Below are 15,408 nucleotides of genomic sequence, written 5' to 3' on the forward strand. Positions count from 1 at the left end.
TGCTGGATACAAGATGTTCAAAAGTTCGACCACCGCCGTTCCCGACACGCTCGCCGTGCCGCGCCACATCGCCATCATCATGGATGGCAATGGCCGCTGGGCCACTAAACGCCTGCTGCCGCGGGTCGCCGGCCACGTCAAGGGCGTGGAAGCCGTGCGCGGCATCGTCGAAGCCTGCGTGCTGCGCGGGGTCGAGTACCTGACCCTGTTCGCCTTCTCGTCCGAGAACTGGCGCCGTCCGGCCGACGAGGTCTCGCTGCTGATGCGCCTGTTCGTGACGGCGCTCGAGCGCGAAGTCTCGAAGATGCACGCCAATAATATTCGCCTGAAAGTCGTGGGTGACCTGAGCCGCTTCGATTCGAAGCTGCAAGAGATGATCGCCAATGCCGAGCGCCGCACCGCCGGCAATACCCGCCTCACCGTCACCGTGTGCGCCAACTATGGCGGCCGCTGGGATATCATGCAGGCAACGGGGAAGATGGTGCAGGCCAACCCCGGCGTCACCGATTTTACGGAGGAAATGCTGGCTCCCCACCTGGCGATGGCATATGCGCCCGAACCCGACCTGTTCATCCGGACCGGCGGCGAGGAGCGCATCTCGAATTTCCTGCTGTGGCAGCTGGCGTATTCCGAACTGCATTTCACAAGCACCTTCTGGCCCGATTTCACGCCCGAGGCGCTGGATGAGGCGATCGCCTCGTTCCAGAAGCGCGAACGGCGCTTCGGCCAGACCAGCGCCCAAGTAGCGAAGAAGACCAACTGATGCTCAAGACCCGGATCATCACCGCGCTCGTCCTGCTGGCAGTCCTGCTGCCGGTTCTGTATTCCAACAACCCCACGGCGTTCGCGGTGGTCGCCTCGATCTTCTTCGGGGCGGCGATCTGGGAGTGTTTCCGCCTGTTCAATCCGGGCGCGAAGAGCGCGGTCGCGATCGCAGCGGCCTGGACCCTGGCCTTCGCCTACGCCTTCTTCATGCGCGAGCAGGGCGATCCGACCTTCTGGTTCGCCATCGGCGCGCTGCTGTGGGCACTGCGTTTCGCGCCCACGCTCAAGCTCGGCCTGCCGCCGCTGGCCAGCACGCCGAATACCTTGCTCAGCCTGCTGTATGCGATTTCTCTGGTGGCGTGCTTCGCCGCCATCGTCATGCTGTTCCAGTATTCGGCCCTGTTCCTGCTGTCGGTGCTGGTCATCGTGTGGTCGGCCGACATCTTCGCCTATGTGTGCGGCAAGACCTTCGGCAAGAACAAACTCGCGCCGTCGATCTCGCCCGGCAAGTCGTGGGAAGGCGCCATCGGCGGCGGCGTCGTGACCCTGCTGCTCGCCTCGCTTACCGTCCTGTTCGGCGGCGAAGCGCTATCGAATACCTTCGCGGTGCGCGTGCAGGCCAGCTTCGGCTGGGCCGGCATGCTGGCCGTCATCGCCCTCATCGTCGTCGCCAGCGTGGTCGGCGACCTGTTCGAATCCCAGCTCAAGCGCCGTGCCGGCATGAAGGACAGCAGCAATCTGCTGCCTGGCCACGGCGGCGTGCTGGACCGGATCGACGCACTCGTGCCGGTCCTGCCGCTGGCGGCCCTGATCGCCACCCGGCTCTAGAAGGAAGTCTCCATGCAAGGCATTACCATCCTGGGCGCCACCGGTTCGATCGGCGCCTCGACCCTCGACGTGGTGGCGCGTCATCCCGACCGCTACCGCGTCTACGCCCTCAGCGCGCATGCGCGCGTGGAAGAACTGGCCGCCGCCTGCCGCCAATTCCGCCCGCAGCGCGCCGTGGTCGGCAGCCCCGAGGCTGCCGCCCGCCTGGCGGCCCTGATCGCCGACCTGCCCACCAGCGTCGAATATGGCGAAGCCGCGCTGTGCGACATCGCCTCCAGCGCCGACACCGACATCGTGATGGCCGCCATCGTCGGCGCCGCCGGCCTCGCGCCGACGCTCGCCGCGGCGCGCGCCGGCAAGAAGATCCTGCTGGCCAACAAGGAAGCGCTGGTGATGTCGGGCCAGCTGTTCATGGACGCCGTGCGCGAGCACAAGGCGACCCTGCTGCCGGTCGACAGCGAACACAATGCGATCTTCCAGGCGCTGCCGTCCTCGTATGGGCGCGTGCCCGGCGCCTGCGGGGTGGCCAAGATCCTCTTGACCGCGTCCGGCGGCCCGTTCCTGAACCGCGCCGTCGAGACCCTCGGCAGCGTGACCCCCGACGAAGCCTGCAAGCATCCGAACTGGGTCATGGGCCGCAAGATCTCGGTCGATTCCGCCACCATGATGAACAAGGGCCTCGAAGTGATCGAGGCCCACTGGCTGTTCGGCGCGCCGGCCGACCAGATCGACGTCGTGATCCATCCGCAAAGCGTGATCCATTCGATGGTGTCCTACGTCGACGGCTCGGTGCTGGCCCAGTTGGGCAACCCCGACATGCGCACCCCTATCGCCAATGCGCTGGCCTATCCGGACCGGATCGATTCGGGCGTGGCCCAGCTCGACCTGACGCAAATGGCCGCGCTGCAGTTCTTCGCGCCCGACTTCGAGCGCTTCCCCTGCCTGGCGCTCGCTTTTGACGCGCTGCGCGCGGGCGGCACCGCCCCGGCCCTGCTCAACGCGGCCAACGAGGTGGCGGTGCAGGCCTTCCTCGAGCGCCGCATCGGTTTCCGCGACATCGACCGCGTGATTCGTCACGCGCTCGACGTCGTGCCGCATGGCCCGGCCCCGTCGATCGAGGCGGTGCTGGACCAGGACGCGCGCGCGCGCGCGGCCGCCAACGACGCCGTATCGACCATCGCTTCAGGCTTGCAGCGCTGACCCCCTGGACCCCGCCATGACCATGCTTTACACCGTGCTGGCCTTCGTGCTGGCGCTCGGTCCCCTGATCGTGATCCACGAACTGGGCCACTACCTGGTCGCGCGCGCCTGCGGCGTCAAGGTGCTGCGCTTCTCGGTCGGGATGGGCCGCGTGGTCTGGTCGCGCCGCTTCGGCAAGGACCAGACCGAATGGGCGTTGTCGGCCCTGCCGCTGGGCGGCTACGTCAAGATGCTCGATGCGCGCGACCCCGAGACCGCGCCGACGGACGATGCCGACCTGGCGCGCGAGTTCACGCGCCAGAACGTCTGGAAGCGCATCGCGATCGTGGCCGCCGGCCCGCTGGCCAACTTCCTGCTGGCGATCGGCCTGATGGCCGCGCTGTATATGCATGGCGTGGACGAGCCGGCGGCGCGCCTGCGCGAGGCGCCGGCGGCGTCCGAGGCCGCCAGGGCCGGCGTGCGCGGCGGCGACACGGTGGTCGCGGTGAACGGCAATGCCGTGGCCTCCTGGGCAGAGCTGCGCTGGCAGATCGTGCATGCGGCGGTGGATAAATCGGATGCGCGCCTGGAACTGCGCGGCGTCCACGGCGGCACCTACGGCGCGACGCTGCCGGCGGCGGTGGTCGGCCGCCTCGACGTCGAAACCGACGTGATGGCCGAACTGGGCCTGGATTTGTGGCGCCCGCAACCGCGCATCGACAAGGTGCTGCCGGACGGGGCAGGGCAGCGCGCCGGCCTGCAGGCCGGCGACCTGGTGCTGCGCGTGGACGGCCGGAAGGTCGACGACGGCATCGCCTTCATCGAGGCGGTGCGGGCGTCTCCGGCTAAGCCGTTGGCGCTCGAGGTCGAACGCGGCGGCCGCCCGCTGGCCCTGTCGCTGGTGCCGGAGGCGGACCCGAACGGCCGCGGCGTGATCAAGGCCATGGTGGCCCAGGCGCCGGACATGGTGACCGTCACGTCCGGCCCGTTCGAGGCGATCGCGCGCGGGGCCGAGCGCACCTGGGAAACCAGCGTGATGACCCTCAAGATGATCTGGAAGATGATTACCGGGGAAGCGTCGTGGAAGAATGTGACCGGTCCCATTACCATCGCCGACTATGCCGGACAGACTGCAAGAATAGGTCTCGTAAGCTATTTACAGTTCATCGCCTTTATTAGTATCAGCTTAGGAGTAATGAATTTGTTACCAATTCCAGTTCTGGATGGTGGCCATTTACTGTATTATTCGCTGGAAGTTTTGACCGGGCGTCCCCTTCCTGCGCGCGTCGGCGAGTTCGCGCAGCGCGCCGGGGTCGGCCTGCTGTTCATGCTGATGGCGCTCGCCGTCTTCAATGACCTGGTGCGGCTGCTCTAGCGGCCCGCATCCGCTCCCGGAACCTGGCGCGGAAATGCCCGGCACAGAATAATATGCAATCGTTGTCCAAATGACTGACCCTTTGATCCAGCCAATGAAATCACAACCAGATCGTTTTGCCCTGCCGTTCATTCGTCGCAGCTTGATCGGCGCGGCCGTGCTGGCCATGTGCGCCGGACCTGCGCTGGCCGTCAACCCGTTCGTCGTCAAGGATATCCGGGTCGAAGGCATCCAGCGGACGGAAGCAGGCACCGTGTTCAGCTATCTGCCGGTGCGCGTGGGCGAGACCTTCGACGACGCCAAGGCCTCGAGCGCGATCAAGGCGTTGTACGCCACCGGCTTCTTCAAGGACATCCGCCTCGAGGAAGAAAACGGCGTGCTGGTGGTGCTGGTCGAGGAACGCCCGGCGATTTCGTCGGTCGATTTCACCGGCACCAAGGAATTCGAAAAAGACATGCTGGTCAAGGCGCTGTCCGAGATCGGCGTGGCCCAGACCCGCATCTTCGACAAGGCCTCGGTCGACCGCGCAGAGCAGGAGCTCAAGCGTCAATATCTGTCGCACGGCCTGTACGGCGTGAAGATCACCACCACCGTGACGCCGATCGAACGCAACCGCGTGACGATCATGTTCAACGTCGACGAGGGCGAGGTCGCCAAGATCAAGGGCATCAACATCATCGGCAACAAGGCCTTCAGCGACAAGCAGCTGCGCCAGCTGCTCGAACTGCGCCCTTCGGGCTGGTTCACCTGGTACTCGAAGGCCGACCAGTATTCCAAGCAAAAGCTGACAGGGGACCTGGAAACCATCAAGTCCTGGTACCTGAACCACGGCTACCTGGAAGCCAACGTCGAATCGACCCAGGTCTCGATCACCCCCGATAAACGCGACATCTACCTGACCCTCAACATCACCGAGGGCGAGCAGTACACCGTCTCGAGCGTCAAGCTCGAGGGCGAGATGTTCGGCCGCGAAGAGGAGCTCAAGGAGCTGATCGTGCTCCAGCCGGGCAAGACCTATGTCGGCGACCTGCAGGAAGCGACCAACAAGCTGATCGCCGATCGCCTCGGCACCTTCGGCTACGCCTTCGCCAACGTGACGGCGAACCCGGAACTGAACCGCGAGAAGCGCGAAGTCGCGTTCACCTTCTTCGTCGATCCGGGCAAGCGCGCCTACGTGCGCCACATGAACATCTCGGGCAACACCGTCACCCGCGACGAAGTGATCCGCCGCGAATTCCGCCAGTTCGAAAGCTCGTGGTACGACGCCAATCGCGTAAAGCTGTCGCGCGACCGCGTCGACCGCCTCGGCTACTTCAAGGACGTGAAGGTCGAGACCCCGGAGTCGCCGGGCACCTCGGACCAGGTGGACGTGAACATCGCGGTCGAAGAAAAACCGACCGGTAACTTCATGATCGGCGGCGCCTTCTCGCAGTCCGAGAAGTTCACCTTCACCGCGTCGATCTCGCAGGCCAACTTCGCCGGCAGCGGCAACACGGTCGGCATCGAACTGAACACCAGCAAGTACAACCGCACGATCGCGTTCTCGCAGACCAATCCGTACTTCACGGACGACGGCATCTCGCGCGCGTTCTCGCTGTACCTGCGCACCTCGCGTCCGCCGGCGCTGAACATCGGTTCGTATACCGTGCGCCAGATGGGCGGCAACCTGACCTTCGGCGTGCCGTTCTCCGAATCCGACACCGTCTACTTCGGCGCCGGCCTGGAACGCACCGAGCTGGAAACCGACCTGACCTCGCCGACGATCTACCAGACCTTCGTGCGCCAGAACGGCGGCCCGGAGAGCGGCATCGGCAAGGCCACCACCAACGCGATCCCGCTGACCGCGGCCTGGGGCCGCGACACCCGCGACAGCGCGGTGACCCCGACCCGCGGCCGCTTCCAGCGCGCCAACTTCGAGATCGACGCCATCGGCGACGCCAAGTACTACCGGATGGTCTACGAGCACCAGTGGTGGAAGCCGCTGACCCGCTGGATGACCCTGGCCCTGCGCGGCGAGTTCGATTACGGCAAGGGCATCGGCGGCAGCGCCTACCCGGTGTTCAAGAACTTCTATGCGGGCGGCATCGGTTCGGTGCGCGGCTACGAGAGCTCGTCGCTGGGCGTGGTCGATCCGCGCTACTACGACGCGATCGGCGGCTCCAAGCGCATCATCGGCAATGCCGAGCTGCAGTTCCCGTTCCCGGGCAGCGGCACCGACCGCAGCCTGCGCTGGTTCACCTTTGTCGACGGCGGCCAGGTGTTCCAGGAAGACGCGAAGATCCGCTACGACGAGTTCCGCTACTCGGCCGGTATCGGCCTGTCCTGGATTTCGCCGGTCGGTCCGCTCAAGTTGAGTTATGCTAAGCCGCTGAATTCGCTGCCGGGCGACCGCCTGGAGCGCTTCCAGTTCCAGATGGGCACCGGCTTCTAAGCGGCCCACGGCGACCCGAAGAACGATTGCGAGAGACTTATGTTGAAAAATCTGATTGACTCGCTGCCTGGTGGACGCAGGTCCACGGTTCGACCCGCGCTTGGCGCCTCGCTGGTGCTGGCCGCGCTGTGCGCCGCGCCGCTGGCGCAGGCGCAGGCGAACAGCCGCATCGGCTTCGTCTACACCGAGCGCCTGATGACCGACTCCAAGATGGCCAAGGCGGCCGACGCCAAGCTGGCCGCCGAGTTCTCGAAGCGCCAGAAGGCGGTCGAGGAGATGGTCGGCAAGTACAAGCAGACGTCCGAGAAGTTCGACGCCGAAGCGGCGGGCCTGAATGAGCTGGACCGCACGCGCCGCGCGCGCGAGCTGTACAACATGCAGAAGGACGTCGAGCGCATGCAGCGCGAGTTCCAGGAAGACCTGCAACAACGCAAGAACGAAGAGCGCGCCGCGATCGCGCAAAAGGCCTACAAGCTGGTCGAGCAGGTCGCGGAACAGGAAAAGCTCGACGCCGTGCTGGTCGAGGCGGCGTGGGTCAGCCCGCGCGTGGACATCACCGACAAGATTCTCAAGCTGCTCGACAAGTAAAGCAGCAACGATTTTGACTCACACTGGAAAGACCGAGATGGGCATTCGACTGGGCGATTTGGTCGAGCGCTTCGGCGGACAGCTGGTGGGCGACGCGGACCTCGAGGTCCAGGCGATCGCCCCCCTGGACAGCGCCGGCGCTTCGCACATCAGCTTCCTCAGCAACAGCAAGCTGCGCGCGCTGGCCGCGCAAAGCCAGGCGGCGGCCTTGATCCTGTCGCCGCTGGACGATCCGACGGTGGCCGCGACCTATGAAGGCGCGCGCATCGTCACCACCAACCCTTACGCCTACTTCGCCCGCGCGGCGCAGTATTTCGTGTCGCTCACCGAGCAGGCGCCGGCGCCCGGCATCCATCCGAGCGCCGTGGTCGACCCCGGCGCCACGGTCGATCCGACCGCCCACGTCGGGCCGCACGTGACGATCGAGGCGGGCGCCATCATTGGCGCCCACGCCGTGATCGACGCCGGCTGTTTCATCGGGCGCGAGGCCACGATCGGCGAGCATACGCACCTGTTCGCGAACGTGACCTTCCATGCGCGCTGCCGCATTGGCAAGCGCGGCATCCTGCATTCGGGCGCGGTGATCGGCACCGACGGCTTCGGCTTCGCCGTCGAAGCCGGCGCCTACATCAAGATCCCGCAGACCGGCCGCGTGCTGATCGGCGACGACGTCGACATCGGCGCCAACACCACGATCGACCGCGGCGCGCTGGACGACACCGTGATCGAAGACGGCGTCAAGCTCGACAACCAGATCCAGATCGGCCACAACTGCCGCATCGGCGCGCACACCGCGATGGCCGGCTGCGTCGGCGTGGCCGGCAGCGCCAAGATCGGCAGCCGCTGCACCTTCGGCGGCGCCGCCATGGTGCTGGGCCACCTGGAAATCGCCGACAACGTCCATATTTCCTCGGGCAGCATGGTGTCGCGCTCGGTCCTCGAACCGGGCCAGTACACCGGCTTCTACCCCTTGGCCAAGAACGCCGAATGGGAACGCAGCGCGGCGATCGTGCGCAATCTCGATTCGATGCGCGCCAAGATCCGGAACCTCGAGAAAACCATCAGAAACCTGACAGAAGAAAAATGACCACTCCAGAACTCAAGACCCTCGACATCACCCAGATCAAGGAATACCTGCCGCACCGCTATCCGCTGCTGCTGGTCGACCGCGTGCTGGACGTCGAACTGGGCAAGCGCATCGTCGCGATCAAGAACGTCACCGTCAACGAAGAGTTCTTCAACGGCCACTTCCCGCACAAGCCAGTGATGCCGGGCGTCCTGATGATCGAAGCGATGGCGCAGACCGCGGCCATCCTGTCGTTCATGACCATGAACGTCAAGCCGGACGAAAACTCGGTGGTGTATTTCGTCGGCATCGACAACGCCCGCTTCAAGCGTCCGGTCGAGCCGGGCGACCAGCTGCGCATGGAAATCGAGATCCTGCGCGTCGCGCGCGGCATCTGGAAGTACAAGGCGGTGGCGACGGTCGACGGCAAGGTGGCGGTCGAGGGCGAGCTGATGTGCACCATCCGCGGCGCCGCCGAAGCCACCATGAAGGGCCCGGAAGGCGCGGCGCAGTAAGACAGGAGCACCAGATGAGCAAAATCCATTCGACCGCGATCGTCGATCCGAAGGCGGAGCTGGACAGCTCGGTCGAGGTCGGCCCGTATTCGATCATCGGGCCGAATGTGCGCATCGACGCCGGCACCGTGGTCGGCCCGCACGTGGTCATCGAGGGCCATACCACGATCGGCCGGGACAACAAGTTCTTCCAGTTCTGCTCGATCGGCGGCGCGCCGCAGGACAAGAAGTGGAACGGCGAGCCGACCCGCCTCGAAGTGGGCGACCGCAACACGGTGCGCGAGTTCGTCACCTTCAATCTGGGCACGGTCCAGGACGAAGGCGTCACGCGCGTCGGCAGCGACAACTGGATCTCGGCTTACGTCCACGTGGCGCACGACTGCCAGGTGGGCAGCAACACGATCTTCTCTAACAACGCGCAGCTCGCGGGCCACGTGCAGGTGGGCGACTGGGCCATCCTGTCGGGCTACGCGGGCGTGCACCAGTTCTGCAAGATCGGCGCGCATGCCTTCATCGGCATGTACACGAGCCTGACCCAGGACGTGCCGCCCTACGTGCTCGTGTCCGGCAATCCGGCCGGCGCGCGCGGCGTGAACCTCGAGGGCCTCAAGCGCCGCGGCTTTACGCGCGAGCAGCTCGACGGCATCCGCAGCGCCTACAAGCTGCTGTACCGCTCGAACCTGACCCTGGAAGAGGCGAAAGCCGCGCTCCAGGCCGAGGAAGAGCGCCTGCCGGCGGCCAGCGCGGACATTCGCCTGCTGCGCGAATTCCTCGGCACCGCCACCCGTGGCATCGTCCGCTAAAAGCATGAAGAACGACGTTTCGCTGGCGTTGGTGGCCGGCGAGGCGTCCGGCGACATGCTCGCCGCGCGCCTGCTGGCCGGGCTGCGCCCGCTGTTGCCCGATGCGCGCTTCCACGGCATCGGCGGGCCACGCATGATCGAGCAGGGCTTCGTGAGCGACGTCCAGATGGACACGCTCACGGTTCGCGGCCTGTTCGAAGTCATTCCCCGCTATCCCGAACTGAAACGCATCCAGAACGGCTTGCGCGACCGTCTCCTGCGTGAAAGACCGGCCGCCTTCATCGGCGCCGACTATCCCGGCTTTAACCTCGGACTCGAAGAGCAGCTACGCGCGGCCGGCATCCCCACCGTCCACTTCATCGGGCCGCAGATCTGGGCCTGGCGCGGCGGGCGGATCAAGAAGATCCAGCGCGCGGTCTCGCACATGCTGGTGATCTTCCCGTTCGAGGAAGCGATCTACCGCGATGCCGGCGTGCCGGTGACGTATATCGGGCATCCGCTGGCCGAGACCATCCCGCTCGTTCCCGACGTCGCGGCGGCGCGGCGCGCGCTCGGCCTGAATCCGGATGCGCGCGTGGTGACGGTGATGCCGGGCAGCCGCATGGGCGAGCTGAAATACCTGGCCGAACCCTTCATTCGCGCCGTCAAGCTCCTGGGCGCGCGCGACCCCGGCTTGACCTTCGTGGTGCCGATGGTCGGCGAACGCCAGCGCGCCTACTTCGACGAGCTCGTGGTCAAGGCGGGCTTGCAGGACGTCGAGCTGCAGGTGACCGCCGCCGGCTCGCACACGGCGATCGCCGCCGCCGACGCGGTGCTGGTCGCTTCCGGCACCGCGACCCTGGAGGTGGCGCTGTTCAAGAAGCCGATGGTGATCGCGTATAAAGTGATGGCGGCGTCGTACGCGATCATGCGCCACATGGGCTACCAGCCCTGGATCGGCCTGCCGAACATCCTGGCGCGCGAGTTCCTGGTGCCGGAACTGATCCAGCATGCGGCCACGCCCGAAGCGATGGCCGACGCCGTGTGGGCCCAGCTGCAGAATGCGGCCGGACGCGAACGGCTGGCCGGCCGCTTCCTGGAGATGCACCACAGCCTGCTGCGCGACAGCGCGCGCGCGAGCGCCGAAGCGGTGCTCGGCGTCATTGGACGAGGCCACAAGGCCGCCTGAATCGAAATGAGAAAGAAGAAAGTCAATCTGTATCCCGGGCTGCCGCCCAGGCTCCGGCCGTTCACCGAGCTCGATATCGTGTGTGGCGTCGACGAGGCCGGACGTGGTCCGCTGGCCGGGCCGGTGTTCGCCGCCGCCGTGATCCTCGATCCGCTGCGGCCGATCGAGGGCCTGCGCGATTCAAAAAAGCTGAGCGAGGCGCGGCGCGACGAGCTCGCGCCCCTGATCCGCGAGCATGCGCTGGCCTGGGCCATCGCCGAATGCTCGTGCGAAGAGATCGACAGCATCAACATCCTGCAGGCGACCATGCTGGCGATGCGGCGCGCGGTGGAAGCGCTGCAGACGGCGCCCACCCTGGCCCTGATCGATGGCAACCGCTGCCCGCAGATGGACGTGCGCGCGCATGCGATCGTGGAGGGCGACGACAAGGTCAACGCCATCTCGGCCGCCTCGATCCTGGCCAAGACGGCGCGCGACGCGGCGCTGGTGCGCCTGCACGACCTTTACCCGCAATACGGCTTCGACCAGCACAAGGGTTACGGCACGCCGCTGCACCTGGAGCGCCTGCGCCTGCACGGTCCGTCGCCGGCGCACCGCCGTTCGTTCGCGCCGGTGCGCAACCTGTTGCAGGTCGACCTGTTTGCTGAACTCAGTGGCCAGATGATTGAAACGGCATGAAGACCATCACCTCGCGCGACAACGCGTTCTACAAAGACCTGAAAAGCCTGGCCACCAGCTCGCAGGCGCGGCGCAAGGCGGGGCAAAGCCTGCTCGACGGCGTGCACCTGTGCCAGAGCTGGCTCGACCTGCGCGGCGCCCCGCGCCACTGCGTGGTGTCGGAAGGCGCGCTCGGCAACCACGAAGTGCAGGCCATCGTCGCGCGCTGCGAGGCGTTGCATGCGCCGGTGACAGCGCTGCCCGACGCGCTGTTCAACGCGGTCAGCCAGGTCGAACACGGCGTGCACCTGCTGTTCGTGATCGATTCGGCGCAGCCGTCCGCGGCGCCGGCCCTGGTGGGGCCGAGCGTGCTGCTGGACGGCGTGCAGGATCCGGGCAATGTCGGCTCGATCCTGCGCAGTGCGGCGGCGGCCGGCATCAAGCAGGTCTACTGCAGTCCCGGCACCGCTTTCTGCTGGTCGCCGAAGGTGCTGCGCGCCGCAATGGGCGCGCACTTCGTGCTGGAGATTTTCGAACAGATCGAGCTGGCGCCGCTGGTGCAAGGCGCGAAGGTGCCGGTGCTGGCCACCAGCGGTTATGCGGCCGAGCGCCTGTACGCGATGGACCTGACCCAGCCGGTGGCCTGGGTGCTGGGTCACGAAGGGCAGGGCGTGTCGGACGAATTGCTGAAGCTCGCCACGCACCGGGTCGCGGTGCCGCATGCGGGCCAGGTCGAGTCGCTCAACGTCGCCGCCTGCGCCGCCGTGTGTTTCTTCGAAGGGCTGCGCCAGCAGCAGATGTAGGAGCCTGTTCCGGCAGGTGGGAGTCGCTCCTGACGCGCCTGGCGGGCGTGTGCCGCGTTGCTCGTCGCGCGGTGGCAAACCCGTGGCGCCGCCATGCGGCCTCCTCGCGCCTTGCCCACGCCAGCCATGCATCGCCTACGCGCATGTCGCCATGAGCTTCCCCCCCCACCTACCAGAATAGGCTCGAGGGTATGGACGGTTTCCCTCGCATCGCGTAGGCTGGCGGCTGGGAAACTGGAGCAACGATGGACATCGCGCATTTGCATTTTTTGGTGGCACAAGCCGACCCGGCCCAGCGCAGGGCGCTGGTGGACTTGCTGGGCCAGCTCGGCGCCAGCCGCGTCACCGACGTGCCGGACGGGCATCTCGCGCTGCAGACCCTGGAGGCCGGCCTGGCGCCGGCGGTGAACGTCGCCATCGTCGATCTCGCGCTGCCGGGCATGGATGGGCTGGAGCTGATCCGCCGCCTGGGCCAGATCCAGGTCCCCGCGCGGCTGGTGGTGACGGGGGCGCAGCCCGCCGACCTGCTGTTCTCGGTCGAGACCCTGGCCGAGGCCTATGGCGTCGAGCTGCTGGGCGTGATCGCCAGGCCGGTCAGCGCCGCCAAGCTCAAGCCGCTGCTCGACAACTACTCCCCGCTGGCGCGGCCACCGCGCAAGCCGGGCCGGCCGCGCTTCACGTTCCAGCAGATCGGCATCGGCCTGCAGAAGCGCCAGTTCGAGCCTTTCTTCCAGCCGAAGATCGAGCTCGCGACCGGCCAGGTGAAAGGCCTGGAAGCCTTCGCGCGCTGGCGCCATCCCGAGCATGGCGTGCTGGGGCCGGCATCGTTCATGGAAGCGCTGGAAGAGAGCGGCCGCATCGACTTCCTGGACTGGAGCATGATCGAGCTGTCGGTGGAGCGCTGCCGCTGGTTCCAGGAGCAGGGCATCCCGGTCCCGATCTCGCTGAACATCGCCCCCGAAACGCTGGCCCATCCGGCCTTCGTGCGTCAGATCGGCGCCGCGCTGGAGCGCCATAAAGTCCTGCCCGACTACATCACCTTCGAGCTGCCCGAATCGTCGGTATTGAACACGAACCCCGATTTCATCGAACGCCTGGTGCGCCTGCGCATGATGGGCTTCGGCCTCGCCATCGACGACTACGGCACGGGCCGCTCGAACCTGCAACTCCTGGCCCGCATCCCGTTCACCGAACTGAAAATCGACCGCAGCTTCGTCGACGGCGCCTCGAAACGCCGCCCTCTGGGCACGGTCCTGCGTTCGTGCCTGAACCTGGCCCACAGCCTGGATCGCATGTCGGTCGCGGTCGGTGTCGAAACCCGCCAAGACTGGGATTTCCTCCAAAGCCTCGGCTGCACCTACGCCCAGGGCTACCACATCGCCAACCCCATGGAAGCCACCGCCTTCCCCGCCTGGCTCGCCGACTGGCGCCAATTCTTCTAACCATCAATAGCCCAACAATTAGGGTCAGAATAGAATTTTTGAGCAATTTCCCAAATTCGGCCGGCAAATAAATAGGGTCGGAGTCGAATTATTGGCCAATTACTCAGCGAATAATTAGGGTCGGAGTCGGATTGGCAGCTCAGCCGTCAATATTGTCAAACAATTCGACTCTGAGGTAGCCCGGGTTTGGTGGACATCCAGAATAGGAGACAATGGAGCCTATGGATGACACTAAGACCCCAGCTGCAAAGCGCACCATTCACACCAGCGACTTCAAGAAGCGTGCCGTCGCCAGACTCAAGCCACCTCGTTATACACAAGTCCGCCAGCCTCACCACGCCGGCTGAAAATCCCGTTTACTTTCAATGACTTGCCAGCGCCCTTGTAAACCTTTGCAAAATCGCGTTTACTCTCGTCTTTTGCGTGGCGCAATTGGCGAGCAAATCGAAGGGATGGACCGATTCGGAGTTTGAGCAACTCGACCTGGGCGACGCGCGCCTGAACCGGCGAGCGAGGACACTGATGGAAACAATGGCGGGGGCACCGACGGCGAGCGTGCCAAAGGCCTGTAACGGCTGGGGTGAGACGATGGCCGCGTATCGCTTCTTCGACAATGACGGCGTCGACTGGCGGGCAATCCTGGAGCCGCACTGGCAGCAAACGGAACAGCGAATGGCCGAGCAGTCGGTGGTGCTGTGTCTGCAGGACACGACCGAACTGGACTTTAACGGACAGCAGGCGCGCGGCCTCGGACCGCTCAGCTATGAAGCGCAGCGCGGCATGTACGTCCACCCCACCTACGCGGTGACGACGGCGCGCGAGCCGCTGGGGATCCTGGACGTGTGGATGTGGGCGCGCGCGCTGCGCGACACCAACGGCCAGCGCGGCGGCCCCAAGGAAAGCCTGCGCTGGATCGAAGGCTACGAAAGACTGGCGGAACTGGCACCGCGCCTGCCCGCCACGCGCTTGGTGTATGTGGCCGACCGCGAGGCGGACATGCTGCCCTTGATGGCGCGGGCGCAGCAGCTCGACTGCCCGGTGGACTGGCTGGTGCGCGCCGCGCACAACCGCTGCTTGCCCAACAGCGAGAAGCTGTGGCCGCATGCCACGGAAGGCGCGCCGCTGGGGGAAATCGAGTTCGCGCTGGCCGCGCGGCCGGGCGCCAAGGCGCGCATCGTGCGCCAGCAGCTGTGGGCACGCCGGGTCGAACTGAACGCGGGCAAGGGCAAGGTGGTGACCGCCACATGCATCGTGGCGCGTGAACACGGCGCTCCGGCCGGCGTCAAGCCGATCGAATGGCGCCTGCTGACGAACCGGGTCGCCACCAGCGCGGCCGAGGTGGCCGAATTGATCGACTGGTATCGCGCCCGCTGGGAAATTGAAATGCTGTTCAATGTGCTCAAGAACGGCTGCAAGGTCGAGGAACTTCAGCTGGGCACGATCGAGCGCATCGAGCGCGCACTGGCGCTGTACTTGGTCGTAGCCTGGCGCATTGCCTATCTGGTACGCATGGGCCGTACCTGCCCGAACCTGGATGCCCACTTGTTCTTTGATCCCGATGAGATACGCGGCGCCTACTTGCTCAACAAATTACGCCCCCAGCCCAACCCGGCGTTAAACGAAGTAATACGCTTGATCGCCCGCGCGGGCGGCTTCTTGGGCCGAAAAGGTGATGGCGAACCTGGTGCCAAGACCCTCTGGGAAGGGCTGCGCGACGTGCGCGCCTCAGCTCTCACCCTTCAAGCACTACGCGAACTTGGAGACTGACGAGTTGTGTATAACGAGGTG

General features: G+C 65.8%; 14 protein-coding genes. All 14 read left to right on the plus strand.

The window, feature by feature from the left end; all coding sequences use genetic code 11:
* Window positions 1–13 precede the first annotated feature (13 nt).
* The 14 genes from uppS (at window position 14) to HMPREF9710_RS14670 (ending at window position 15,387) form a co-directional block, all read left to right on the plus strand.
* Complete coding sequence (gene uppS / locus HMPREF9710_RS14605) at window positions 14–763, plus strand: polyprenyl diphosphate synthase (RefSeq protein ID WP_005667514.1); 750 nt, start codon at window positions 14–16, stop codon at window positions 761–763.
* A complete protein-coding gene (locus HMPREF9710_RS14610; protein ID WP_005667517.1) occupies window positions 763–1,593 on the plus strand; it encodes a phosphatidate cytidylyltransferase in 831 nt (276 codons plus the stop codon). Before uppS ends, HMPREF9710_RS14610 begins: the two co-directional genes overlap by 1 nt.
* Before the next feature lie 12 nt (window positions 1,594–1,605).
* Window positions 1,606–2,793, plus strand: coding sequence for a 1-deoxy-D-xylulose-5-phosphate reductoisomerase (gene ispC, locus HMPREF9710_RS14615; protein WP_005667518.1), 1,188 nt, complete (start codon window positions 1,606–1,608; stop codon window positions 2,791–2,793).
* 16 nt (window positions 2,794–2,809) lie between these two features.
* The gene (gene rseP / locus HMPREF9710_RS14620) at window positions 2,810–4,147 is read left to right on the plus strand and encodes an RIP metalloprotease RseP (RefSeq protein ID WP_005667519.1); all 1,338 of its coding nucleotides are present in this window, start codon (window positions 2,810–2,812) and stop codon (window positions 4,145–4,147) included.
* A 94-nt stretch (window positions 4,148–4,241) separates the two neighbouring features.
* The gene (gene bamA / locus HMPREF9710_RS14625) at window positions 4,242–6,578 is read left to right on the plus strand and encodes an outer membrane protein assembly factor BamA (protein WP_005667520.1); all 2,337 of its coding nucleotides are present in this window, start codon (window positions 4,242–4,244) and stop codon (window positions 6,576–6,578) included.
* Window positions 6,579–6,617: 39 nt separating this feature from the next.
* Complete coding sequence (locus HMPREF9710_RS14630) at window positions 6,618–7,166, plus strand: OmpH/Skp family outer membrane protein (protein ID WP_005667522.1); 549 nt, start codon at window positions 6,618–6,620, stop codon at window positions 7,164–7,166.
* A 37-nt stretch (window positions 7,167–7,203) separates the two neighbouring features.
* On the plus strand, window positions 7,204–8,253 hold the full coding sequence (gene lpxD / locus HMPREF9710_RS14635; protein WP_005667523.1) for a UDP-3-O-(3-hydroxymyristoyl)glucosamine N-acyltransferase: 1,050 nt from the start codon (window positions 7,204–7,206) through the stop codon (window positions 8,251–8,253).
* Window positions 8,250–8,747 (plus strand): 3-hydroxyacyl-ACP dehydratase FabZ, encoded by a 498-nt coding sequence (gene fabZ / locus HMPREF9710_RS14640; RefSeq protein ID WP_005667524.1) that lies wholly within the window; start codon window positions 8,250–8,252, stop codon window positions 8,745–8,747. The genes lpxD and fabZ overlap by 4 nt, the downstream gene beginning before the upstream one ends.
* 14 nt (window positions 8,748–8,761) lie before the next feature.
* Window positions 8,762–9,550, plus strand: coding sequence for an acyl-ACP--UDP-N-acetylglucosamine O-acyltransferase (gene lpxA / locus HMPREF9710_RS14645; protein ID WP_005667526.1), 789 nt, complete (start codon window positions 8,762–8,764; stop codon window positions 9,548–9,550).
* Between the two features lie 4 nt (window positions 9,551–9,554).
* Window positions 9,555–10,718, plus strand: a complete 1,164-nt coding sequence (gene lpxB, locus HMPREF9710_RS14650) for a lipid-A-disaccharide synthase (protein ID WP_005667530.1) — start codon at window positions 9,555–9,557, stop codon at window positions 10,716–10,718.
* Between the two features lie 6 nt (window positions 10,719–10,724).
* Window positions 10,725–11,396, plus strand: coding sequence for a ribonuclease HII (rnhB, locus tag HMPREF9710_RS14655; RefSeq protein ID WP_005667531.1), 672 nt, complete (start codon window positions 10,725–10,727; stop codon window positions 11,394–11,396).
* On the plus strand, window positions 11,393–12,178 hold the full coding sequence (locus HMPREF9710_RS14660) for a TrmH family RNA methyltransferase (protein ID WP_005667532.1): 786 nt from the start codon (window positions 11,393–11,395) through the stop codon (window positions 12,176–12,178). The genes rnhB and HMPREF9710_RS14660 overlap by 4 nt, the downstream gene beginning before the upstream one ends.
* A gap of 245 nt (window positions 12,179–12,423) precedes the next feature.
* Complete coding sequence (locus HMPREF9710_RS14665; RefSeq protein WP_005667533.1) at window positions 12,424–13,620, plus strand: EAL domain-containing response regulator; 1,197 nt, start codon at window positions 12,424–12,426, stop codon at window positions 13,618–13,620.
* A 432-nt stretch (window positions 13,621–14,052) separates the two neighbouring features.
* On the plus strand, window positions 14,053–15,387 hold the full coding sequence (locus tag HMPREF9710_RS14670) for an IS4 family transposase (RefSeq protein ID WP_040775003.1): 1,335 nt from the start codon (window positions 14,053–14,055) through the stop codon (window positions 15,385–15,387).
* Window positions 15,388–15,408: the final 21 nt, after the last annotated feature.

The organism is Massilia timonae CCUG 45783 (assembly GCF_000315425.1).
Lineage (GTDB): Bacteria > Pseudomonadota > Gammaproteobacteria > Burkholderiales > Burkholderiaceae_D > Telluria > Telluria timonae.

Excerpts from the sequence above, each read along its gene's own strand:
- HMPREF9710_RS14665 (WP_005667533.1), top strand. The coding sequence starts at position 12,424 with ATGGACATCGCGCATTTGCATTTTTTGGTGGCACAAGCCGACCCGGCC.
- lpxB (WP_005667530.1), top strand. The coding sequence starts at position 9,555 with ATGAAGAACGACGTTTCGCTGGCGTTGGTGGCCGGCGAGGCGTCCGGC.
- uppS (WP_005667514.1), top strand. The coding sequence starts at position 14 with ATGTTCAAAAGTTCGACCACCGCCGTTCCCGACACGCTCGCCGTGCCG.
- rseP (WP_005667519.1), top strand. The coding sequence starts at position 2,810 with ATGACCATGCTTTACACCGTGCTGGCCTTCGTGCTGGCGCTCGGTCCC.
- HMPREF9710_RS14660 (WP_005667532.1), top strand. The coding sequence starts at position 11,393 with ATGAAGACCATCACCTCGCGCGACAACGCGTTCTACAAAGACCTGAAA.
- HMPREF9710_RS14630 (WP_005667522.1), top strand. The coding sequence starts at position 6,618 with ATGTTGAAAAATCTGATTGACTCGCTGCCTGGTGGACGCAGGTCCACG.
- fabZ (WP_005667524.1), top strand. The coding sequence starts at position 8,250 with ATGACCACTCCAGAACTCAAGACCCTCGACATCACCCAGATCAAGGAA.
- rnhB (WP_005667531.1), top strand. The coding sequence starts at position 10,725 with ATGAGAAAGAAGAAAGTCAATCTGTATCCCGGGCTGCCGCCCAGGCTC.
- lpxA (WP_005667526.1), top strand. The coding sequence starts at position 8,762 with ATGAGCAAAATCCATTCGACCGCGATCGTCGATCCGAAGGCGGAGCTG.
- ispC (WP_005667518.1), top strand. The coding sequence starts at position 1,606 with ATGCAAGGCATTACCATCCTGGGCGCCACCGGTTCGATCGGCGCCTCG.
- lpxD (WP_005667523.1), top strand. The coding sequence starts at position 7,204 with ATGGGCATTCGACTGGGCGATTTGGTCGAGCGCTTCGGCGGACAGCTG.
- HMPREF9710_RS14610 (WP_005667517.1), top strand. The coding sequence starts at position 763 with ATGCTCAAGACCCGGATCATCACCGCGCTCGTCCTGCTGGCAGTCCTG.
- bamA (WP_005667520.1), top strand. The coding sequence starts at position 4,242 with ATGAAATCACAACCAGATCGTTTTGCCCTGCCGTTCATTCGTCGCAGC.